The sequence below is a fragment of the Isoptericola sp. NPDC019571 genome (assembly GCF_044389385.1).
Classification (GTDB): domain Bacteria; phylum Actinomycetota; class Actinomycetes; order Actinomycetales; family Cellulomonadaceae; genus Isoptericola; species Isoptericola nanjingensis.
In genome coordinates this window covers 18,409-39,595 of sequence record NZ_JBIRXZ010000016.1, presented here as the reverse complement: position 1 = coordinate 39,595, position 21,187 = coordinate 18,409, and the positions used below count along the sequence as shown (strand labels likewise).

Here is a 21,187-nt window from a genome sequence, read left to right as displayed (position 1 = left end):
CACGAACCACCGAATCTGGAGTGCACGAGTGACGAATCACAGGATGGACCGACTGCGCGCTCGCCTGGGCGGCGTGGTGTTCGGGGGCGACTACAACCCCGAACAGTGGCCGCGCGACGTCTGGGACGAGGACGTCCGCCTCATGAAGGAGGCCGGCGTCGGGATGACCACCGTCGGGGTCTTCTCGTGGTCGGTGCTCGAGCCGCAGGACGGCGTCTTCGACTTCGCCTGGCTCGACGACGTGATGGACCGGATGCACGGCGCGGGGATCGCCGTCGACCTCGCCACCCCGAACGCGGCGCCGCCGCCCTGGATGGCCCAGAGCTTCCCCGAGTCGATGATGGTGGAACGCGACGGCACCCGGATGGACACCGGAAGCCGCGGGCACTTCTGCCCGAGCTCGCCGGTGTACCGCGACCGCAGCCGCCGCATCGCGCGCGCCCTGGCCGAGCGGTACGGCGACCACCCGGCCCTGGCGATGTGGCATGTGGGCAACGAGTACCACGCGCAGTGCTTCTGCGACCGGTGCGACGAGCGCTTCCGCGACTGGTTGCAGGAGAAGTACGGCAGCCTGCCAGAGCTGAACCGGCGGTGGGTCACCGCGGTGTGGAGCCAGCAGTACTCCAGCTGGGAGCAGGTGCACCTGCCCAAGCCAGTGCGCGGCCGCGTCAACCCCGCACGCGAGCTCGACTACTCCCGGTTCAACTCCGACCTGCAGCTCGAGCTGTTCTGCCACGAGCGGGACCTGCTGCACGCGATCACCCCGGACGTCCCCGTGACGACCAACTTCTTCCAGGGCCACTCGCTCAACGACTACCACCGGTGGGGTGCCGAGGTCGACGTCGTCTCCTTCGACAGCTACCCCGACCCAGGCAGCCCCGACGCCGCGCCGCGCGCCGCACTGCACCACGACCTGATGCGGTCCGTCGGCGGGGGACAGCCGTGGCTCCTGCTGGAGCAGGCGGCCGCCGGCGTCTCCCAGTGGAAGCGCAATTACGTCAAGAAGCCCGGGCGCATGCGCCTGGACTCCTACCAGAGCGTGGCCCGCGGCGCGGACTCGGTGATGTTCTTCCAGTGGCGAGCGGCCGCCGCCGGACAGGAGAAGTTCCACTCGGCGATTCTTCCCCACGGCGGCACCCAGAGCCGCAGCTGGCGCGAGGTCAGCCACCTGGGCAACGAGCTGCCCCGAATCAGCGAAGTGGTCGGCGCGCGCACCGACGCAGACGTCGCGATCGTGTGGGACTGGGAGAACTGGTGGGCGGTCGAGGGATGCTTCCACCCGGCCAACGACTTCTCCCACGCCCAGGTGCTCCTCGAGCATTACACCGCGCTGTGGAAGCGGAACATCGCGACCGACGTCGTCACCCTCTCCTCGGACCTGTCGCGATACAAGGTCCTGGTCGTGCCCAACCAGTACCTCGTCTCCGCCGAGCAGCGCGCCGCCCTGCGCGACTTCGTCGAGGGCGGTGGCCACGTGCTGGTGTCCTACTTCAGTGGCATCGTCGACCAGGACGACCAGGTCATCGCCGGCGGATACCCAGGCGGCCTGCGCGACGTGATCGGTGGGCACGTGCTCGAGCTGTCCCCGATGCTCCCCGAGGACGACGTCAGCATCCGCGCCGTCGGGGGACAGGACCTTCTCCCGGAGAACTTCACCGGTCGCGCGAACCGCTGGCAGGACGACCTGATTGCCGAGGGAGCCAGCGTGGTGGCCGAGTACCAGGGCGGCTACCTGGACGGCGTGCCCGCCATCGTCGACCACCGCCTCGGCGCAGGACGGTGCGTCTACCTGGGCACGACGCTCGACGAAGTGTCGTTCGCCGACGTCCTCGGTGGTGTGCTCGACGGCGCGGGCATCGCTCCAGTCCATGCCGCCCCCGAGGGTGTCGAGGCCGCCGAGAGGGTCGGCGACCGGCAGCGATACCTGTTCCTCCTCAACCACGCTGGGGCGCCGGCGACGGTGCGGCTCGAGCGCGCAGGGACTGACGTGCTGACAGGTACCGCCTGGGAGGCCGGCCAGGACCTTCCGATCGGCCCCGCGGGGGTCGTCGTCCTGGCGAGCGACCGATGAACACCCCAGGGCTGCAGGGCGTGCCGACGACCGACCCGTCGACGGACGAGGCACAGCTGCACCTGTACGGGCCGCGAGTGGTGCGACTCGCCGGTGCGATGTCGCGGTCGGCGTCACTCCGATGGCTCGAGCCGGAACCAGCCGGGCTAGCAGGCGGCGTGACTTGGGGAGTGCCGTGGCCACAAGGCGCCGTTCCGGCAGACGCACCGTTCGCACTGCGCGACTCCCGAGGGCGCGGCCTGCCTGTCCAGTCATGGACCACCGCGTCGTGGCCCGACGGTTCGGTGAAGTGGAGCGCCCACTGTGCCGCGCCGGCGACACCAGATCCGAGCGGCTACACGCTGCACCCGGGCCGGCGCGGAGAAGTCGCGACGCGGGGTCTGGAGGTCACACAGCACGGGACGGACACGCTCGTCGACACGGGCACGATGCGCGCAACGATCCCTGCGCGCGGACCGGTCATGATCGCGACGCTGGAGGCCGGGGGGCGTGTGGTCGCTCGCGACGGCAGACTTCTCAGCGAGCTCGCGATGGATCCCGAGGGACGCTCGCGCACGCCGTTCGAGGGCGTCGTGGAGTCCGTGACGGTCGAGCAGTCCGGTCCGGTCCGCGCGGTGTTGCTGGTCAAAGGCCGCCACAGCGACGGTCGCCGACACTGGATGCCGTTCCGTGTGCGCCTGGTGTTCCACGCGAGCTCCGACCAGATCCGCGTCGTGCACACGATGATCTGGGACGCCGACCCCGACCGGGACTTCCTGTGCGCGCTCGGGCTGCGCTTCGACGTCCCCATGGACGCGCCCCTGCACGACCGGCACGTGCGGATCGCCGGATCCTCCGGATTCCTCACCGAGTCGGTACGTCCGGTCACAGGCCTCTGGCGCGATCCCGGCGCAGCAGCCCGAGCAGCGCAGGTCGCCGGGCGCCCCACCCCGCCCACGCACGAATGGACCGGAACCAAGTCCTACCTCGACCCACCGCCAACATGGGACGACAGGCTCCGGCACGTGCCCGCCTGGAACGACTGGACGCTCACCCAGCTCAGCGCCGACGGGTACACGCTGCGCAAGCGGACCGGAGAGAGCCACGGGTGGGTCACGATCCCTAGCGGCACGCGATCGCGGGGCTACGCCTACCTCGGAAGCGTCCACGGCGGACTCGAGCTCGGCCTGCGCGGTTTCTGGCAGTCCCATCCCACGCAGCTCGACGTCCGCGGCGCGGCAACCGACCACGCCAGCCTCACCGCGTGGATGTGGTCACCCGAGGCGCAGCCGATGGACCTGCGGTTCTACCACGCCGGAGAGCACGAGCAGACGGACGAGGGCCAGCTCGCGGCCCTCGAGGTGACTTACGAGGACTACAAGCCCGGATTCGGGGACGCCTCAGGGATCGCGCGCACGCACGAACTTCTCATCCGGGCCGCACCCACGACCCCCGATCACGAGACGCTCGACGCGCACGCCCGCGCGAACGCGAACCCGCCCCAGCTGGTCTGCGCCCCCGATTACCTGCACGACGCCGGCGTCTTTGGCCACTGGTCCCTGCCAGACCGTTCGAACGCCGCCGCAGCGCCCATCGAGGACCGGCTCCAGCTCCTGGCCGACTACTACGCCGACCAGGTCGAGGAACGCCGCTGGTACGGGTTCTGGGACTACGGCGACGTCATGCACAGCTACGACACCGACCGGCACACCTGGCGCTACGACATCGGCGGCTACGCCTGGGACAACTCCGAGCTCTCGACCGACCTGTGGCTCTGGTACCACTACCTGCGCACCGGCGACGCGAAGGCCTTCCGGCTCGCCGAAGCCATGACCCGACACACGGGCGAGGTCGACGTCTACCACCTCGGCAGGTTCGCCGGGTTCGGCACCCGGCACAACGTCCAGCACTGGGGCTGCTCGTGCAAGCAGCTGCGCGTCTCGAGCCCCGTCTATCGGCGATTCCTCTACTTCCTCACGGCCGACGAGCGGGTGGGCGAGCTCCTGGACGAGGTCGCCGTCACCGGCGAGACGTTCGCAGCCCTGGACCACCACCGAGCCGTCGGCGCACGCCAAGGACGGTCCAAGCCCGACCCTCGAGGCATGGAGGTCGACCTCGGCATCGACTTCGGCGCGATCCTCGCCAGCTGGTTCACCAGATGGGAACGCACCGGCGATCCCGACGCGCGTCGCCGCATCATCGAGACGCTGACAGACATCGGGACCATGCCGCGCGGGTACTTCACCGGCGTCGCCCGCCTCGACCCGGCGACAGGCCGCTTCGACACCACGGAAGACCGGGTCACGGTCTCCCACCTCAGCGCCGTCTTCGGGATCGTCGAAGTCCTCGCCGAGATCCTGGACCTCCTCGACCTCCCCGAGTTCGAGGAGACCTGGCTCCAGTACTGCCAGATCTACCTGGCGTCCCCCGAGGTTCAGGAGGCCGCGACAGGAACGACCTGGAACCCCGCCCTCCAACTCGCGCACACGAGGCTTCTGGCGTGGGCGGCGCACCGGCTGGGCGACGAGGCGCTTGCCACCCGCGCCTGGACGCTCTTCCACTCCGGTCCTGCAGACCGCGCCAACCTCAACCAGCTGGACCCCGACCGCCGCCCCGACCCTGTCGCCGGCCTCACCGTGGCCGAACCCGTGTCCGAGCTGGCCGGCGTGACGACCAACGACGCGGCGCAGTACGGCCTCGCGGCGATTCAGAACCTCGCACTGGTCAGCGAATGGCTCGGCGAAACAGCACCCGAACCCTCGCCCACGCACACGCGATGACTAGCTAGACCTCTCGCCAGACTGCCCGAATGGACTACCCACCATGACCACACTTCGGTATGCCGTCGTCGGAGCGGGACACCGCGCCCAGATGTATGTCGACGCCATCATCGGCGACTACCGTGACCACGCCGAGCTGGTCGCGCTCTGCGAACCCAACCCCGTGCGGGCCAGGTACTACGCAGACCACGCCGAAGCGGCCGGCGCCACCCGCCCGACCGTGTGGGCCCCAGAGCGGCTCGAGGAGATGGTCAAGGCCGAGCGCATCGACAAGGTCATCGTCTGTGCTCGGGACGACCTGCACGCTGACCTCATCGTGCGTGCGCTCGACGCCGGCGCCGACGCGATCGTCGAAAAGCCACTGACCATCGACGCTTCGTCAGCCGCACAGATCGAAGCGGCGATTGAGCGCACCGGCCGCACGGTGGTGCTGACGTTCAACTACCGGTACTCCCCGCGCAACACCGCCCTGCGCGAGGTGATCCAGTCCGGGGCGATCGGTCAGGTCACCTCGATCGACTTCTCCTGGATGCTCGACACCAAGCACGGCGCCGACTACTTCCGGCGCTGGCACCGTGAGAAGGAGCGTTCCGGCGGTCTGCTGGTCCACAAGGCCAGCCATCATTTCGATCTCGTCAACTGGTGGATCGATGCGTCGCCCCGGCGCGTCTTCGCCTCCGGCGCCCTGCGGTTCTACGGAGCGGCGAACGCCGGCCGACGCGGTGCGACGCGTCTGCCTGCTCGAGGTACCCACGACGGTGTCAGCGACCCCTTTGAGCTCGACCTGCGCGACGACCCGCGGCTCAAGGCGCTCTATCTCGACGCCGAGACCCACGACGGCTACCAACGCGACCGGAGCGTGTTCGGCGACGACATCACGATCGAGGACAACCTCGCGATGATCGTCGACTACGACTCCGGAGCGACGCTGTCGTACTCGCTCAACGCTCACTCCCCGTGGGAGGGCTACCGGGTGGCCGTCAACGGCACGCTCGGCCGTGCCGAGCTCGACGTGGTCGAACGCGGCGCGGTGTTCGCCGACGACGACCTGCACGCCGCTGTCGACCCGAGCGCCAACGACGGTCGCACGCACACCTCCATGCGCCCGGAGATCGAGCGACTCCTCGTGCAGCGACACTGGGAAGAGGCTCGTGAGGTACCGATCGTCAGCGGTGCCGGCGGGCACGGAGGAGGCGACTCCTTGCTGTTGTCCGACGTCTTCATCGGCCCCGACGACGATCCCTACGGCCGACCCGCGGACTGGCGCGACGGCGTGAGATCGATCGCGGTCGGCATCGCCGGAAACCTCTCGCTCGAGTCCGGCCATGCCGTCGCCGTGTCCTCGCTCGGCATCCAGATGCTCGGTTCGCAGGAACGAGTCGTGACGAACACCTGACCTCGGCGGTGACCCACGAGCAGAAGATGTTGAGCCCGCAGGGGCCGTCGCTCTGAGGGACACGGTCATTCGCGAGCGCGAGGTGGGGCTCCGTCCGGCATCGCGCCGGGCGGAGCCCCACCTCGTCGTCAGGCGGCCGCGGTCATTGAACGGGACGTCAGCATGGTCGTGACGGCGGCGACGAGTGCCAGGCCACCGACGACGCCAACCGCGATCGAAAGGCCTCCCAGTGCCGTCGCGAGCCCGGTGGCGACGAGGGGCGCCAGGAACTGACCGAAGAAGAAGGCGGAGTTCCAGAGTCCGGAGACCCGGCCGCGCTGTTCGAAGGGCTGCTCGGCCACGACCCACACCACGAGGGTCGGCAGCAGGAGGCCCGAGCCGAGCGAGGCGATCAGGCCGCCGGTGACGACGCCGCCGAGACCGTCGACGAGCCAGATCACGACCATGCCGACGGCCTGCAGTCCGAACGCGACCGGGAGCAACCTCGCCGGAGTCAGGTGCGCGACCTTGGCGAAGACGAGCCCTCCAGCGGCGGTCGCGAGCGACGCGCCGGCAGCCACGGCGCCGATGATGCCGGTCTCCTCCGGGGCTACCCCGGTGCCGACCACGAGGTAGCTGACCTCGACGATGAGGACGTAGAACGACATGCCGCCGACGAGGGTGACGACGAGCGGGAGCGCGAGCCGGCCCCACGGCAACCGGGGCAGCGGGATCTGAGCGGACTCGGTACGCACGGGGCGCTCTGGCTCCCACAGAAGCATCGCGACGGGGACGGCGATCGCCAGCCCGGCGAGGTAGATCCAGAACGGCGTGTGCCAGCCGTGGGCTCCGACAGTTCCACCGACGGCGATGAACACCGTGGCGGCCAGGGTGGTGGTGACGGCCTGGAGCCCCAGGTATCGGTTGCGGCGTCGGTCGTCGGGGAAGTAGTCGACGATGAGAGTGGTGGCCACGGTCATGATGGCGGCCTCGCAGACGCCGAGCAGCAGGCGGGTGGCGAGGATGCCCTGGAGGTCGTCCAGGATCGCCGGGGCGACCCCGACGACGGCGTAGACGGTGAGCGCGACCACGAGCAGGCGCTTGCGTGCCACGCGGTCGGCGATCTGCCCGGCGAACGGCGCGAAGAGGGCGATCATCAGCGCCGGGACGGCGACGATCATGGGCACGAGCACGGTGGCTGCCGGTGTCGACGCGAAGTGCTGCGAGATCTGGGGGAGCACGGGGGTGATGAGGACGGAGCCGAGGACTGGCATGCAGCTGGCGGCGAGCAGGGGGAGCGCCTGCCCGACCCCCGCTGTTCTCGGCATCGAGACACGTTCGTCGACGTTGGTCATGAGAGATCTCCTTTGATCACTGCGATGGGGTGATGCCGGTACCTCGACGTCGATGTACCGCCGTACGGGAGGGAGCCCGTCCCGGAGCGAACCGTCCGGGGGTGTGTGGGCGTCGGTTCGACTTCTGGAGGAGGGTGGCGTTCTCGCTCAGTTCTCGAGCAGGAGGGCGGCGCCCTGTCCTCCTCCGCCGCACAGCGTGGCCGCACCTCGGCCACCTGTGCGGGCGAGTTCATGCGCCAGGTGGACGACGAGTCGTGCGCCGGAAGCGCCGAGTGGGTGGCCGAGGGCGATGGCGCCGCCGTCGGCGTTGAGGCGGGTGTCGTCGGGGGCGATGCCGAGGGCGTCGGCCGAGGACGCGACGACGGCGGCGAAGGCCTCGTTGATCTCGAGAGCGGTGAGGTCGGCGGTGGTCCAGCCCTGGGTGTGGAGCGCGGCGATCAGGGCGCGTGCGGGCTGGTGGTGGAGGGTTGTGTCGGGTCCGGCGACCTCGGCGTGCGCGCGCAGCGTCGCGAGAACCGGCCAGTGGTTCGTCCGTGCGAGCGCGCGCGTGGTGAGCACGGTGGCTGCGGCGCCGTCGGACAGGGGCGAGGCGTTGCCGGCGGTGATGGTGCCGTCCGAACGGAAGGCCGGCCGCAGACGCGCGAGCGCCTCGACGGTGGTGTCGGGACGCACGCTGTCATCGTGCGTGACGATGTCGTCACCGCCGCGCCGGGGCACCGTCACCGGGATGATCTCTGCGTCGAGAAGCCCGTCCTTCTGTGCGCGGGCGGCCCGCTGGTGCGATGCGGCTGCGAGGGTGTCCTGGTCCTCTCGGGGGACGAACGGCGTGCGTTCGTCGGTGAGCTCACCCATGGGGACGTTGTCGTAGGCGTCGGTGAGGCCGTCGTGCGCGGCGTGGTCGAGCAGCCCGACCGTGCCGTAGGCGTGCCCGGTGCGGGACCCTGGCAGCAGGTGGGGCGCCAGAGACATCGACTCCATCCCGCCGGCGACGACGACGCGTGCTTCGCCGAGCCTGATCAACCGGCTGGCCTCGATCACGGCGGTGAGCCCGGACAGGCAGACCGTATTGACGGTGACGGCGCGGGCGCCCCAGCTGATGCCTGCTCGGCGTGCCGCCTGCCGTGCGGGGTTCTGCCCGACGCCGGCCTGGAGGCCTGGCCCATCGTGACGGCGTCGACCACGCCGGTCTCGACGCCGGCTCGGTCGAGCGCGGCCCGGATCGCGATCCCGCCGAGGCGAGTGGCCTGGACGCTGCTGAGCGCGCCGCGGAAGCGTCCCTGCGGTGTCCTGGCGGCGCCGACGATGACGACGTCTGTGTCGAGCGGCGTGGTCATGCGACGGCGTCCGTACTGCGCAGGTAGACGGCGGTTCCGGTGGCTGCACGGACGTCGTCGATCGTCGCTCCGGGAGCGAACTCGTGCAGGACGAGCCCTCGGGGTTCGACGTCGAGCACGGCGAGGTCGGAGATGACGCGGTCGACGACGCCTCGTCCGGTCAGGGGCAGGTCGCACTCGGCGACGAGCTTGGGGGCGCCGTCGCGGGTGGTGTGCTCCATGAGGACGACGACCCGACGCGCGCCCACGACGAGGTCCATGGCTCCGCCCATGCCCTTGACCATGGAGCCGGGGACCTGCCAGTTGGCGAGGTCGCCCCGGGCGGACACCTGCAGGGCGCCGAGGATCGCGACGTCGATGTGGCCGCCGCGGATCATCGCGAACGAGGTGACGGAGTCGAAGACGCTGGCGCCGGGCCGTGCAGTGATGGTCTGCTTGCCGGCGTTGATCAGGTCCGGGTCCTCGTCGCCGTCGGACGGGAACGGGCCGATGCCGAGGAGCCCGTTCTCACTCTGCAGGGTGACGCGGACGTCGTCGGGTACGTGACCGGCCACAAGGGTCGGGATGCCGATGCCGAGGTTCACGTAGTCGCCGTCGCGGAGCTCGGCGGCGGCCCGGGCGGCCATCTGGTCGCGGGTCCAGGGCATGTCAGGCACCTCCGTGCGGGGCGGGGACCGCCGCGTCGACCGGCCGGTCGCGGACGGTGCGCTTCTCGATGGGTCGGTCGTGCGTCGTCGAGACGACCGAGCTGACGAAGACGCCGGGGGTATGGACCTCGTCCGGGTCAAGGTGGCCGTGCGTCGTCGGGTCGAGGTAGTGCTCGACTGTGGCCACCGTGAACGGGGCCGCCATCGCGACGACCGGGTTGAAGTTCCTCGCGGTGAGCCGGTACCGCAGGTTGCCGGCGGCGTCACCGGTGTGGGCGTGCACGAGCGACAGGTCGGCGCGGATCGCGCGCTCGAGGACGTAGGTGTGGCCGTCGAGCTCGGTGGTGTGTTTGCCATCGGCGACGGCGGTGCCGACCCCCGTGGGGGTGTAGAAGGCCGGGATGCCGGAGCCGCCCGCGCGCAGCCGCTCGGCGAGGGTGCCCTGGGGGACGAGCTCGACCTCGAGCTCGCCGTCCAGGTAGCGCCGGGCGAACAGCTTGTTCTCGCCGACGTAAGAGGCGAGCACTCGGGCGACCTGGTCGTTCTCGAGGAGCACGCCGAGGCCCTGGCCGTCGACCCCCATGTTGTTGGACACGATCGTCAGGTCACGGACGCCGGAGTCGCGGACGGCGTCGATCAGGTCGTACGGCACGCCGCTGAGGCCGAACCCGCCGACGGCGATCGTCATGCCGTCGCTCAGTACACTCTCGAGGGCCGTTCGCGCGTCCTGTCGAAGCTTGGTCATCGGACCTCCTGGGTCACCGAGGGCGGGGCGGCGGGCACGCGGTCGCGACGTCGGTCGCGGTGGCGAGCCCGTGGGACGACGGGGAGCTCGGCGAGGTCGAGGCCGGGCACGACGCGGTTCTCGACAGCGCCGATGCCCTCGACCTCGAGGCGGACCACGTCACCGGGCACGAGCGGGGGCGGGTCCTGGACGCCGGACCGGCCCCAACGCTCGCCGAGGCACCCGCCGTTGCCGCAGGTCCCGGAGGCGAGGACGTCGCCCGGCCGCACCCACGTCCCGCGCGAGGCGTAGGCGATCATCTCCTCGAACGTCCACGCGGCGTTCGACAGCAGGTCACGCCCGACGGTGCGCCCGTTGATCGCCGCGTCGAGACCGAGCGCGAGGAAGCCGTCGTCGTCGCGGTACTCCTCGAGCTCGTCGGGGGTGACGATCCACGGCCCCAGCGTGGTGGCCGAGTCCTTGCCCTTGGCCGGACCGAGGTTCACCTGCATCTCACGGCCCTGCAGATCGCGAGCGGACCAGTCGTTGAAGACCGTGTAGCCGAAGACGTGGTCCCGGGCGTCGGTGGGGGAGAGGTTCGTCCCTGTGCCGGCGACGACGACCGCGACCTCGAGCTCGAAGTCGAGCACGCGGCAGCCAGGGGGCACGGGGACGTCGTCGTGGGCGCCGGTCATCGAGTACGGGTTGGTGAAGTAGAACGTCGGGGCGTCGTACCAGGCGTCCGGTACCGAGCCGCCGCCCGACACGCTGCGGACGACCCCCTCCACGTGCTCCTCGAACGCGACGAAGTCGCGGACGGCGGTGGGCTGGACCGGCGGTAGCAGCCGGACGTCAGCGACCGGCACGAGCGGGGACGAGCGCCGCGCCCAGGCCGCAGCCTCGGCCGCGGCGGGCAGGCCCGCCGCGGCGAGGTCGAGGACCGTGGTGCCGGGACGCAGGTCGTGCAGACGCTCCTCCCCGGGCTCGCCGACGACGAGCGCGTCGCGGGTCTTGCCTGCCTGGACGTAGCGAGCGAACCTCATGCCGGCTCCGTCACCAGCACCGAGATGCGACGCATGAGCCCGGGGACATCAGCCTCGGACGGCGGCGTGCGCTCCAGCATCCACCGCGCCACCCGGACCGACGCCTCGACCACCGTCGTCGCGCGCTCACGGCGCCGCTCGGCGTATGCGGTGAGGAGCGCCTCGTCGAAGGTGTCGGCGGCGAGGAGGAGCTCTGCGAGCACGACGGCGTCCTCGAAACCCTGGGCGGCGCCCTGCGCGATCGTCGGAGGGCAGGAGTGCGCGGCGTCGCCGATCAGGACCACACGCCCGCCGTGCCAGTCGCCCGGAACCACATGCGACTCGAAGCGGGCGTAGTTGACGAACGTCTCCGGCGTGAGGCTCGCTCGCACGTCGTCCCACGCACCGTGATACGACGACGCCAGGTCGCGGAACACGTCGATCTGCTCGGCGTGCGTCAGGCCGGAGCGGTCCTGGACGTCCTCGACGAGATAGGCGTACATCGTCTCGGCGCCTGTGGGGCAGTAGCCGGCGATGTAGCACCGCCCGCCGTACGTGAGGTCGGTGCGCTCGACCGCCGCGGGCCGCGGCACGTGCACGCGCCAGATGCCCATGCCGGTGCTGGCCGGCTCAACGTCAATGCCCAGCTGGCGGCGGGTCCAGGAGTGGATGCCGTCGGCGCCGACGACGAGGTCGTACCGCCCGGTGGACCCGTCACCGAGGTTCACGTTCACCCCGGACGGGTCCTGGGTGAAGGCGATCGGAGTAACCCCGTAGCGGATCTTTGCGCCCGCTCGGGCGGCCTGGTCGAGAAGGAGCCGGGCCAGGACCGGGCGGGGCATGCCGAGGGTTGCGGGCAGGTCGGGGCCGCCGGTACGGACGTCGGGGATCTCGGCGACCAGGGTGCCGGCAGGGTCGGGAGCCCGGATACCGAGGGAGTCGAACGGGTAGCCGGCGGCGCGGACGTCGTCCCAGACGCCGAGGTCGCGCAGCACTCTCAGGGCGTTGCCCTGCAGCGTGATGCCAGACCCGACGTCCGGCACGTCGGGCCGCTCCTCGACGAGGTCGACGGCCACACCCTGGCGGGCGAGCAAGATGGCGGCGGCACTGCCGGCGGCGCCGCCGCCGACGATAAGAACGGAACGTACTGCAGGCATCGTTGCCTCATTTCCGGGTCGTGGTAGTCAGGTCGTTCGGGTGGTCACTTGAGGGCGATCGGGTTCAACGGAGAGCCGACCGCACCGGTGATCGGGAGGGGCGGCGCGACGAGCAGGAACTCGTAGGTTCGGTCCGACGCGCAGTCCGCGCCGAGCTCCTCCAGTGCCCACATCTCGCCGAGGAAGAGGCCGAGGTGGGGGATGACCACCTGGTGCAGCGGCTGGAAGGCGTCCTCGAACTCGTTCGGGCGGACCTCGAAGCCCCACGTGTCCGTCGCGACGGCAGCGACGTCGTGGGCGCGAAGCCAGTCGACCGTCGTGAAGGACAAGCCTGGCGCGGGCCCGCCGGCATAGTCGCCCCAGCCCTCGCGCCGGGCCCGCCCGTACTGCCCGGTCCGCACGACGAGGAAGTCGCCTGGACCGACCTGCGAGGTGCTGCCCTGAGCCTCAATCGTGGCCTCGAGGTGCTCGGCCGTGATCGCGAACCCGTCCGGCAGCTCGCCACCCGTGCCGGCGACGTCGTCACCGAGGTGGCGACCGACGTCGAGCAGCACACCCCGACCAGTGAGGTCCGCGGCCACTGTCTGAATGCCGGTGACGCCGTCGCCGTCCGAGGTGACGACCTGGCTCGAGCGGCGCCCGTTCCATGCCCGGCCGTGGTCGAAGATGTGGCCCAGCCCGTCCCATTGCGTCGAGCACTGCAGGGGCATCGCCACGACGTCGTCGGCGCCGCCGATCCCGTGGGGCAGGCCCTGGTCGGCGAACTCGGCGTCGACCCCCGTGTCGAGCATGGTGTGCACAGGATTGGTCCGCCGTCGCCAGCCCTTCTGCGGCCCGTTCATGTCGAACGGCTGGGCCAGCGAGAAGGACCGCCCGCGACGCACGAGAGTCGCCGCGCGTCGGCGGTGCTCGTCCGTGACCAGGTTGAGGGTGCCTTTGACGTCGTCGGGGCCCCAGCGGCCCCAGTTGGAGCACCGGGCTGCCGCGGCGGCGACCGCTCCCGCGGGGTTTGCCGGGTCGATCGCCACCGGGGTCTGAGACGGGCCGGCGGTCTTCGTCGTGCCCGTCGCACCGGTCGTCGTCACTTCGTCCTCCCGCCCAGCCGCTCGGCGACCCAGTCGGAGATCAGGTCCGTGGCGACCGACCCGTTGTCGACACTCGAGTGCGCCGAACCGCCCGTGCGGTCGGTGAAGACGACGAGCTCGCGGTCCGGGGAGGAGGTGAGCTGGTCGTACGTGCGGTGCGCGTACTCGAGCGGGATCTGCTTGTCGTGCTCGCCGTGCGTGACAAGGAACGGCACCTTGACGCGGTCGAGGATGCCGTCGAGGTGCACGCGCTCGGCGATCTCGAAGAACTCGTCGGCGTCCTTGGCGCCCCAGACCCACTGGACGTGGTCCCAGTAGTGCGGCACGGGACGCTCGCCCTCGCGGTCTCGGCGTGCCTTCTGCACCGCCCGCCAGTCGTGGTTGGCACCCCACGCGACGCCGAGCGCGAACCGCGGCTCGAAAGCGACCGCGCGAGGCGCGTAGTAGCCACCGAGCGAGACGCCGAGGATGCCGATCCGGTCGGCGTCGACGTCCTCGCGCGCGGCGAGGAACTCGTAGACGACCGACGCCCACCGCTCGGCCTCGGGCACCGCGTGCAGGTCGTGCAGGCGCAACGCCTCCCCGGTGCCAGGCTGGTCCAGGCAGAGGCTGGACACCCCGCGCCTGGCGAGCTTGGCCGCCGGGCCGGTGCGATAGAGCATCTCCTTGGTGGAGTCCAGGCCGTTGACCTGGACGAGGACGGGGGACGGGTCTTGCCGGACGGTGCCGTCCGGCTCCAGCGCGCGGGTGTAGACGCCCGACAGGTGCGTGTCGCCGTACGGGATCTCGACGCGGACGGCGTTCTCGTCGGCGAGCGCGAGGCCGCGGGCGAACGTGTCGAGGAACTTCGTGTACAGCGCGGCCCGCGGGGCGTGCCCCGCGGCCTGCATCCGCTCGCCGGTGAGGAAGTAGGTCGCCGCGCGGCCCAGCTTCTCGCCCGCGGACAACAGGCGGCCCGCGGCCTCGTCCTCGGCGGCGAGCTCGACCAGGACATCACCCTGGCGTTCCCAGGCCGCCATGAGCTCCTGGGTTCCGGCGTCCTCACCGCGGGACGCAGCGTCGAGCAAAGGCCGGCAGATCGCGTCGACCTCACCGATCCGTGCGCCCATCTCCATGGCGAGGTTGACCGAGAGGTTCCAGACGTAGTTCCCGGGGAAGTAGGCGAACACCGGCGTCAGCCCCGACCGTGGCGCGCGTAGGGGTTGAGCAGCTCGGCCTCGGTCCCGGGAACGACACCCTCCTCCGTGGCCGAAGGCTTCCCGGCGTCCGGCGGGAAGCACTCGGTCATGGACTCGGGCATCGCCGAGTTGCGGTAGATGCTGTTCGAGCCGAGAGCCGGCGTCCAGGTGTTCGGCTGCCAGTCCGGCACGTAGTTGCGGTAGCCGTGCGTGTTGAGCTCGATCCGCATGCCGCCGGGCTCACGGAAGTAGAGGAACGACTGCTCGCCGATGCCGTGGATGCTCGGGCCGTACTCGATGTGCGTGCCGTTCTCCATGAGCACGTCCGCGGCCACGAGCAGCTCCTGGATCGAGTCGGTCCAGAACGCGATGTGGTTGACACGCCCACCTCGGGTCGAGGAGTCGAGGACGACGCCGAGGTCGTGGGACTTCTCGTTCGTCGTGAGCACCGAGAACACCGTGATGTCGGCGTGCTCGATGTCCGTGTACGCCATGATGCGGAAGCCGAGCACCTCGCTGTACCAGGCGGCGAAGCCCTTGACGTCCGACGACGCGATGGTGACGTGGTCGAGGAAGCGCGGAGCCGCGGCGTGCGAGCTGCGCTTCTCGGGGCGGTCCGGGAAGATCGATGCCAGCTCGGCGGACGCCGAGTGCTTCGGGACGTCCCAGTACAGCTCCATGGTGTGCCCGTACGGCCCGGTGAACTGGAACGAGCGACCGTGACCCTGACGCTTGTCGTGCCAGGTGCCCTCGATGCCCTTGGCCCGCACGCGGGCGGCGGCGTTCTCGAGCTCGTCGGCGCTGCCGGTGCGCCACGCCATGTTGACCAGCGCCGGCTCGTCGCCGGGCGAGACGATCAGGCTGTACGGGTAGTAGTCCCCCCAGCAGCGGAGGTAGGTCGTACCGTCCTCGTCTCGGCTGACGGCGCGCAGGCCGAAGTTCTTCTCGAAGAAGGCCGCGGTGGCCTCCACGTCGGGGGAGGCGATCTCCAGGTGGGCGAGATGTGCCAGCGTGTTCGTCATCGAACGTCCTCTCGGGTCGGTCTTCACCGGCACGCGCGGCGTCGCCCCTGAGGAGTGGCGCTACGCCGCGCGGCCTTGGATGAGCCTGACTCCAAAGAGGGAATCCGGGAACCTGTTGATTGCTATGCCTGGCATCAGTGCCGTTGATGTGCGCGGGCTCTAGGCTGCATTCGTGCCGATGCTCAAGGACTTGATGGATGGCTCGATCGGTCGCTTCTGGGCTGACGTCGGCCATCTGGGGTCATGCGAGGAGTCGATGCCCGGATTTGTGCGGCTGGCCGACGACGGGGACCACCTCTTGCTTGACCTGCTGGCGCCAGGAGGCGTGCCAGCTGAGTCGAGATTCCCGCTGCCGCGATCGATCACGGCGACAACATCGGCCGGGGGAGCGCTGTTCCTCGATGTTCGCGGGGTACGCGGGGCGTCGACCCTGGGCGGCTACCGCGTCGCCACCCGAACCTACCGCGCAGGTGCGGTGGTCTTCGGAGTCCAGCTGCCGGATCTGTTGTCCGACGAGTTCCGGGAGGTCACGGCGTTCTTCCCTGGTGTCGGGCGTTGGGCCGGCTTGGCGGGGTCCAAGGCGACACCCACGACTGACGAGCAGGGGCGAATGACGGGGTTCTCGCTGAGCACGCAAGCAGCGACCACCCAATCTGAGCAGCTCGGTCGCGGCCGCACGCTGGGCATGTCCACACACTGGGAGGTCCAGGGTCCGGAGGACCGGCAGACGCTCTACGCGCCGGTGTCGTTCAGCGTCGCCTCGGAACGTCCAGCGGACTGGTCAGACCTAATCCAGCCCCTTCTCTCGGTGCAGGGGCTGATCAGCCTGGCGTACGACGGCCTCGTTCTCGCCGATGGCGGGCGAGCGACAATCGACCTCCGCAAGCCTCCGTTAGAGGGGCCCAAGTGGTGGACTGCGCGGCTGATGCAGCGCCCCCGCGGCGCGCGCATACCGCGTGCCCCCACGGAGATCCCAACCTTCTTTCTGCAGACCCTTGGTGGAATGGCGGGAGTGCGGCGTTGGGTTGGTCTGACGCGGCGCTACCCGCGAGCCACCGGGCCATTGCTGTCCCGGCATCGGTATGGCGACGTCAATGTCGAGACCCAGCTGCTGGAGATTGCCGCCGGGATCGAGTATTGGGTCACGGTGCATCGGAGGACGCGGCAGTGGGCGAACCGGAAGTCCGGACAGGGGGGATACGCGGGCGCCCTTGCCGCGTGGGTCGGGGCGCCGTTTGCGAATCTTGTGGGTGATCCCGATGCGTGGGCTCGACGGTTCTGGACCACGTATGGACTCCTCAAGCACCAGCCGAACGGCCGCTATGACGGCTACGAGGTCTCCCTGCTCGCTGGCTGCGGAGCTGTGCTCCTTGAGTGCGCGCTCCTGAACCGCGCTGCTCGTACCGCGGCACCCGCGCGGGCGATTTGTGACAGTCATCGCCATGTCAGCCTCGGCGCCAGAATGCGCGAGTTGTTGGGCATCGAGACCTGACGACGGTTATCGGCGTGCGGCCTGGCGATTGGCGTCCGCGATCGACTTCACGCCGCCGTGCGAGGTCATGCCGCCGTCGACGGGGATCTCGGTGCCGCTGAGGTACGACGACTGGTCGCTCACGAGGAACGTCACCAGGGCGGCCACATCGTCGACGGTGCCCGTGCGCCCCAGTGGAGTCTCGGTGACGTTGGCCTCGCGGAACGCGAGCGAGGCCGACGCAGTCATAGGGGTCTCGATATACCCGGGGTGCACCGTGTTGACGCGGATGCCACGTGGACCGAGCTCGAGCGCCGCCACCTTGGACAACCCGCGAAGGGCCCACTTGCTCGTCGTGTAGGCGACCGGAGCATGGCCGGTGAGCGCGGCGATCGACCCGACGTTGACGATCGACGAGCCGGTCGGCATCAGCTCCGCACAATGCTGGATGCCGAGCATCGGCCCGATGACATTCACGCGGTACACGCGCTCCATGTCCGCCGGATCGACCTCGCCGAGACGTGCCCGCCAGGTGACCCCCGCGTTATTGACCAGGGCGTCGACCCGCCCGCCTTGACGCCTCAGGTGCGCGACGAGTCCCGCCCACGCGGCCGGGTCGGTGACGTCGAGCCGGCGGTACGCGGCATCACCCAGGTCCTCCTCAGGCCCGTCGGCGAGGTCGACGGCCACCACCGACGCCCCGGCCGCGGAGAGGTGCCTGCACTCGGCAGCGCCCTGGCCACGGGCGGCGCCCGTCACCACCGCGCGCTTTCCTGCGATTCCGGGCTGGTGGTCTGTGTTGGTGGTCGCCTCGTCGCGTCGTTTCATCACCACACCGTCGGGGCGTCCGTCAGGTATGGCAAGGCATGATGTGCCTATGGTGCCCATCGACCGCATGGATGCGGTTCCTTCGGACGGTGCCGGTCACGGGACGTTGTCGCCCCGACTGGTGAACCTCGACCTGAACTTGCTGGTGTCCCTGGATGCGCTGCTGCAGAACCGCAGCGTCACGAAGGCTGCCGCGCAGATGGGGCTCAGCCAGCCGGCACTGTCCGCGTCGCTGTCCCGGCTGCGCCGGCACTTCGACGACCCGTTGCTCAGCCGCCGTGGCAACGAGTACCACCTGACGCCCCTGGCCCTGCAGTTGCGTGAGCGGACGCGCGTGGTCCTAGCGGGTGTGGAGCGCGTGTTCGCGGCCGAGCCGGTGTTCGATCCCGCGTCGTCGACGCGCGAGGTGAGGATCGTCGCGAGCGACTACAGCGTCGCGGTCCTGGGGCCGTCCATGACGGCGATCCTGGCGAAGGAGGCTCCGGCGATGCGCCTGCACTTTGCGGCGAACACCCCGAGCCTGATCGACGAGGCGGAACGCGTGCTCGTCGGCGCCGACCTGATCGTCATGCCGCACGGGTTCCTGACCGACCTGCCGCATGCCGACCTGCACGACGACCGGTGGGTCTGCCTCGTCGCCGAGTCGAACACGGAGGTCGGTGACGAGCTCACGAAGGACCAGCTGCGTGCGATGCCGTGGGTGATGACATTCCACAGTCCGACGGCTTCGACGCCTGCTGCGCGACATCTGCGGATGCTCGGGATCGAGCCGCATGTCGAGGTCGTGACAGAGCAGTTCCTGACCGTCCCGGCCCTCGTGGCCGGGACACGGCGCATCGCCCTCCTGCAGGAGCGGCTGGCGGAGCGGCTGCCTGCGAATGCCGGGGTGCGGGCTGTCTCATGCCCGGTCGACCTCGGGTCGCTGGTCGAGGCCATGTGGTGGCATCCGGTCAACGAGCGGGACCCCGAGCACGTGTTCCTCCGCGACGTCGTCCTGCGCGCCGCCGCGTCCGTCACGAGCGCGGGGCAGTTCAGGGCAAGGTAGGAGAGCGCCGCGGGGAGGGTCAACCCAGGTCGACCTCGGCCAGGTCGCGTTCGATCTGTGCCCTGGAGTCGAGAAGCAGGGGCAGCAGCACGCCGTGGAGGCGATCGGCGAACTTGTCCGCGCGGGTCGAGACCGAGACGGCTCCCACGGCCGTGCCCCACCGGTCGTGGATCGACGTCCCGACGGCTGCCACCCCGCGCTCGGTCTCTTCGACGTTCAGAGCGAAGCCGTGCTTGCGCACGGCCACCACGTCGGACATGAGCTTGGCCAGCTCGAGGTCGGACAGCCCGGAGGTCGGGCCTGTGAGGAAGAGTGCGCGAACTTCGTCGTCGTCCAGTTCGGCAAGCAATGCCTTGCCGCCTGAGGCTTCGTGCGCCGGCATGACGACACCGTCCCGGTCGTGGGTGGCGTCGATGGACCGTGCGCGCACAGTGACCAGGAAGCGCACGTTGCGCCCAACCCGGATCATGAGATTCGCGGACTCGCGGCTGCGTCTGGACAGCACCTCGAGGTGAGGCTGGCACAACCTGCGGAAGTCACGTGTCCAGGCCAGCCGAGCGGGGCCGGCGTCCATCGAAGGGCCGGGAAGGTAGACGTGCGCCTCGTCCTGCACGGCGAAGCCGCGGAAGACGAGCGTCTGCAGGAGCCGGTGGGCGCTGGAGCGTGAGATGCCGAGGTGCTGCGACGCGTCCGCCACTCGAAGGCTGCCGTAGTCGCGCAGCATCTGGAGCAACCGAAGACCTCGGTCCAGGGCTTCGACAGCCGTCGGCGGGCGTTCCGGCAGCGGCGGGTGCTTGCGCGTGTTCCTCACAGCGGAACGTTATCGCGAGGTGCCGGACTGGCTGTCTACGGTCCCCGACATGGTTCACGACGTGGTGTTCCCGACCGAAACAGCCCTGGTCGTCGGTGGAGGCATCGGAGGCCTCGCCACAGCGATGTCGCTGAAGAGATCAGGCCTGTCGGTCCGGGTGGTAGAGCAAGCGCCGGAGTTCGGCGAGATCGGGGCGGGCCTTCAGCTCGGCCCCAACGCGACCAGGATTCTCGACTCCTGGGGTCTGATGGAGCAAGTGCGAGCCGCGGGGGTCGAGCCTCGGCGTCTCGTCCTGCGGGACGCGATGACGGGGCAGCAGCTGGCAGCCCTGAATCTCAAGGAGGAGTTCCTCGATCGCTACGGGTCGCCCTACGTGGTCATCCATCGCACTGACCTGCACGCCATCCTGCTGGAGGCGTGCAGGGAGGCAGGGGTCGTCCTCGAGACGGGCACGCGGATCTCATCCGTGGCTCAGACGGTCGAGGGAACGCTCGCCCAGGCGGAGGACGGCCGGACCTTCGGGGCCGGAGTGACCTTCGGTGCGGACGGCCTGCGGTCGGCGCTGCGCGACGAGCTCGTCGGGGACTCCGTGGTGCCGTCCGGGTTCGTCGCCTACCGGGGCACCGTGCCGATCGAGCAGGTCCCCGACGAGCAGGGCCTGGACGACGTGGTCTGCTGGGTCGCACCTGGCGCGCATGTGGTGCAGTACCGGCTTCGCGCCGGGAGCGTCCTGAACGTGGTGGCGACCTTCCGCTCGCCGGGCTTCGACCGGGGAGAGCCGGACTACGGCACTGCGGAAGAGCTCGAGGCCGTCTTCGCCGGCTGTCATCCCCGGGTGCGCGACGCGGTCTCGCACGTCGGCAGGCAGCGGCGTTGGCCGCTCTTCGACCGCGAGCCCGCCGGGTTCTGGGGCGAGGGCCGCCTCGTCCTGACCGGAGACGCTGCGCACCCGATGCTGCAGTACCTCGCCCAGGGGTGCTGCCAGGCGTTGGAGGACGCCCAGACAGTGGAGACCCTCCTCGAGGCGCGTGCCGAGGGCCCGATTGACTGGCCACAGGTGATCCGGCGGTTCACCGAGTCGCGGATTCCGCGTACCGCCGAGGTGCAGCGCCGCGCCCGCTTCTTCGGCGAGGTCTGCCACGCCGACGGCGCGACCCGGCTGCTGCGCAACGCCCTGCTCGAGCACGCCACCGACCTCACGGACTACACCGACTGGCTCTACGCGGGGACGGCCGCCGACCGACTCGCCCCCGCAACTCCCGCACAACCGCTGTCGCTCGCCTGAGCGCCGATCAACGGAGAT

16 protein-coding genes and 1 pseudogene are annotated in these 21,187 nt (G+C 70.1%); 6 read left to right on the top strand and 11 right to left on the bottom strand.

Annotation, left to right across the window (positions count from 1 at the left end; all coding sequences use genetic code 11):
* Positions 1 to 43: 43 nt before the first annotated feature.
* The 3 genes from ACH443_RS20150 to ACH443_RS20140 are packed head-to-tail and all read left to right on the top strand — an operon-like array spanning position 44 to position 6,226.
* Positions 44 to 2,071 (top strand): beta-galactosidase, encoded by a 2,028-nt coding sequence (locus ACH443_RS20150; RefSeq protein WP_430591328.1) that lies wholly within the window; start codon positions 44 to 46, stop codon positions 2,069 to 2,071.
* 20 nt (positions 2,072 to 2,091) lie between these two features.
* A complete protein-coding gene (locus ACH443_RS20145) occupies positions 2,092 to 4,830 on the top strand; it encodes a Tat pathway signal sequence domain protein (protein ID WP_430591327.1) in 2,739 nt (912 codons plus the stop codon).
* 43 nt (positions 4,831 to 4,873) lie between these two features.
* Entirely contained in the window at positions 4,874 to 6,226 is a 1,353-nt protein-coding gene (locus ACH443_RS20140) for a Gfo/Idh/MocA family protein (protein ID WP_430591326.1), read from the top strand.
* Between the two features lie 128 nt (positions 6,227 to 6,354).
* On the opposite strand, the gene ACH443_RS20135 is transcribed toward ACH443_RS20140, so the two are convergent.
* From ACH443_RS20135 to ACH443_RS20095, 9 genes and pseudogenes are all read right to left on the bottom strand, one after another.
* On the bottom strand, positions 6,355 to 7,560 hold the full coding sequence (locus ACH443_RS20135; protein WP_430591325.1) for an MFS transporter: 1,206 nt from the start codon (positions 7,558 to 7,560) through the stop codon (positions 6,355 to 6,357).
* A gap of 147 nt (positions 7,561 to 7,707) precedes the next feature.
* Positions 7,708 to 8,894 (bottom strand): annotated as a pseudogene (locus tag ACH443_RS20130) (acetyl-CoA C-acyltransferase).
* Positions 8,891 to 9,541 carry a CoA transferase subunit B gene (locus ACH443_RS20125; protein ID WP_430591324.1) on the bottom strand — a complete coding sequence of 217 codons (651 nt, stop codon included), beginning with the start codon at positions 9,539 to 9,541 and terminating at the stop codon, positions 8,891 to 8,893. Before ACH443_RS20125 ends, ACH443_RS20130 begins: the two are co-directional and overlap by 4 nt.
* A gap of 1 nt (position 9,542) precedes the next feature.
* Positions 9,543 to 10,286: a CoA transferase subunit A gene (locus ACH443_RS20120; RefSeq protein ID WP_430591323.1), complete on the bottom strand. Its 744-nt coding sequence runs from the start codon at positions 10,284 to 10,286 to the stop codon at positions 9,543 to 9,545.
* A complete protein-coding gene (locus tag ACH443_RS20115) occupies positions 10,283 to 11,308 on the bottom strand; it encodes a fumarylacetoacetate hydrolase family protein (protein ID WP_430591322.1) in 1,026 nt (341 codons plus the stop codon). Before ACH443_RS20115 ends, ACH443_RS20120 begins: the two co-directional genes overlap by 4 nt.
* On the bottom strand, positions 11,305 to 12,444 hold the full coding sequence (locus tag ACH443_RS20110) for an FAD-dependent monooxygenase (protein ID WP_430591321.1): 1,140 nt from the start codon (positions 12,442 to 12,444) through the stop codon (positions 11,305 to 11,307). The genes ACH443_RS20115 and ACH443_RS20110 overlap by 4 nt, the downstream gene beginning before the upstream one ends.
* 44 nt (positions 12,445 to 12,488) lie before the next feature.
* Positions 12,489 to 13,529, bottom strand: coding sequence for a cyclase family protein (locus ACH443_RS20105; protein WP_430591320.1), 1,041 nt, complete (start codon positions 13,527 to 13,529; stop codon positions 12,489 to 12,491).
* The gene (locus tag ACH443_RS20100; protein WP_430591319.1) at positions 13,526 to 14,698 is read right to left on the bottom strand and encodes an alpha/beta hydrolase family protein; all 1,173 of its coding nucleotides are present in this window, start codon (positions 14,696 to 14,698) and stop codon (positions 13,526 to 13,528) included. Before ACH443_RS20100 ends, ACH443_RS20105 begins: the two co-directional genes overlap by 4 nt.
* A 5-nt stretch (positions 14,699 to 14,703) precedes the next feature.
* Entirely contained in the window at positions 14,704 to 15,729 is a 1,026-nt protein-coding gene (locus ACH443_RS20095) for a VOC family protein (protein ID WP_430591318.1), read from the bottom strand.
* Positions 15,730 to 15,907: 178 nt separating this feature from the next.
* Here ACH443_RS20095 and ACH443_RS20090 point away from each other — a divergent pair, with 178 nt between their 5' ends.
* Complete coding sequence (locus ACH443_RS20090) at positions 15,908 to 17,221, top strand: hypothetical protein (protein WP_430591335.1); 1,314 nt, start codon at positions 15,908 to 15,910, stop codon at positions 17,219 to 17,221.
* 6 nt (positions 17,222 to 17,227) lie between these two features.
* On the opposite strand, the gene ACH443_RS20085 is transcribed toward ACH443_RS20090, so the two are convergent.
* Positions 17,228 to 18,028: an SDR family NAD(P)-dependent oxidoreductase gene (locus ACH443_RS20085; RefSeq protein WP_430591317.1), complete on the bottom strand. Its 801-nt coding sequence runs from the start codon at positions 18,026 to 18,028 to the stop codon at positions 17,228 to 17,230.
* Positions 18,029 to 18,077: 49 nt separating this feature from the next.
* On the opposite strand from ACH443_RS20085, the gene ACH443_RS20080 reads away from it, so the two are divergent.
* Positions 18,078 to 19,073, top strand: a complete 996-nt coding sequence (locus tag ACH443_RS20080) for a LysR family transcriptional regulator (RefSeq protein ID WP_430591316.1) — start codon at positions 18,078 to 18,080, stop codon at positions 19,071 to 19,073.
* A gap of 19 nt (positions 19,074 to 19,092) precedes the next feature.
* Here ACH443_RS20080 and ACH443_RS20075 read toward each other — a convergent pair whose 3' ends face one another.
* Complete coding sequence (locus ACH443_RS20075; protein ID WP_430591315.1) at positions 19,093 to 19,884, bottom strand: IclR family transcriptional regulator; 792 nt, start codon at positions 19,882 to 19,884, stop codon at positions 19,093 to 19,095.
* A 49-nt stretch (positions 19,885 to 19,933) separates the two neighbouring features.
* Between ACH443_RS20075 and ACH443_RS20070 the strand changes: the two genes are divergently transcribed.
* Positions 19,934 to 21,169 carry an FAD-dependent monooxygenase gene (locus ACH443_RS20070; protein WP_430591314.1) on the top strand — a complete coding sequence of 412 codons (1,236 nt, stop codon included), beginning with the start codon at positions 19,934 to 19,936 and terminating at the stop codon, positions 21,167 to 21,169.
* Positions 21,170 to 21,187: the final 18 nt, after the last annotated feature.

Bases quoted from the DNA above. Each gene is read 5' to 3' on its own strand.
- ACH443_RS20150 (WP_430591328.1), top strand. From the start codon at position 44: ATGGACCGACTGCGCGCTCGCCTGGGCGGCGTGGTGTTCGGGGGCGAC.
- ACH443_RS20140 (WP_430591326.1), top strand. From the start codon at position 4,874: ATGACCACACTTCGGTATGCCGTCGTCGGAGCGGGACACCGCGCCCAG.
- ACH443_RS20135 (WP_430591325.1), bottom strand. From the start codon at position 7,560: ATGACCAACGTCGACGAACGTGTCTCGATGCCGAGAACAGCGGGGGTC.
- ACH443_RS20125 (WP_430591324.1), bottom strand. From the start codon at position 9,541: ATGCCCTGGACCCGCGACCAGATGGCCGCCCGGGCCGCCGCCGAGCTC.
- ACH443_RS20120 (WP_430591323.1), bottom strand. From the start codon at position 10,286: ATGACCAAGCTTCGACAGGACGCGCGAACGGCCCTCGAGAGTGTACTG.
- ACH443_RS20115 (WP_430591322.1), bottom strand. From the start codon at position 11,308: ATGAGGTTCGCTCGCTACGTCCAGGCAGGCAAGACCCGCGACGCGCTC.
- ACH443_RS20110 (WP_430591321.1), bottom strand. From the start codon at position 12,444: ATGCCTGCAGTACGTTCCGTTCTTATCGTCGGCGGCGGCGCCGCCGGC.
- ACH443_RS20095 (WP_430591318.1), bottom strand. From the start codon at position 15,729: ATGACGAACACGCTGGCACATCTCGCCCACCTGGAGATCGCCTCCCCC.
- ACH443_RS20090 (WP_430591335.1), top strand. From the start codon at position 15,908: ATGCTCAAGGACTTGATGGATGGCTCGATCGGTCGCTTCTGGGCTGAC.
- ACH443_RS20085 (WP_430591317.1), bottom strand. From the start codon at position 18,028: ATGAAACGACGCGACGAGGCGACCACCAACACAGACCACCAGCCCGGA.
- ACH443_RS20080 (WP_430591316.1), top strand. From the start codon at position 18,078: ATGGTGCCCATCGACCGCATGGATGCGGTTCCTTCGGACGGTGCCGGT.
- ACH443_RS20070 (WP_430591314.1), top strand. From the start codon at position 19,934: ATGGTTCACGACGTGGTGTTCCCGACCGAAACAGCCCTGGTCGTCGGT.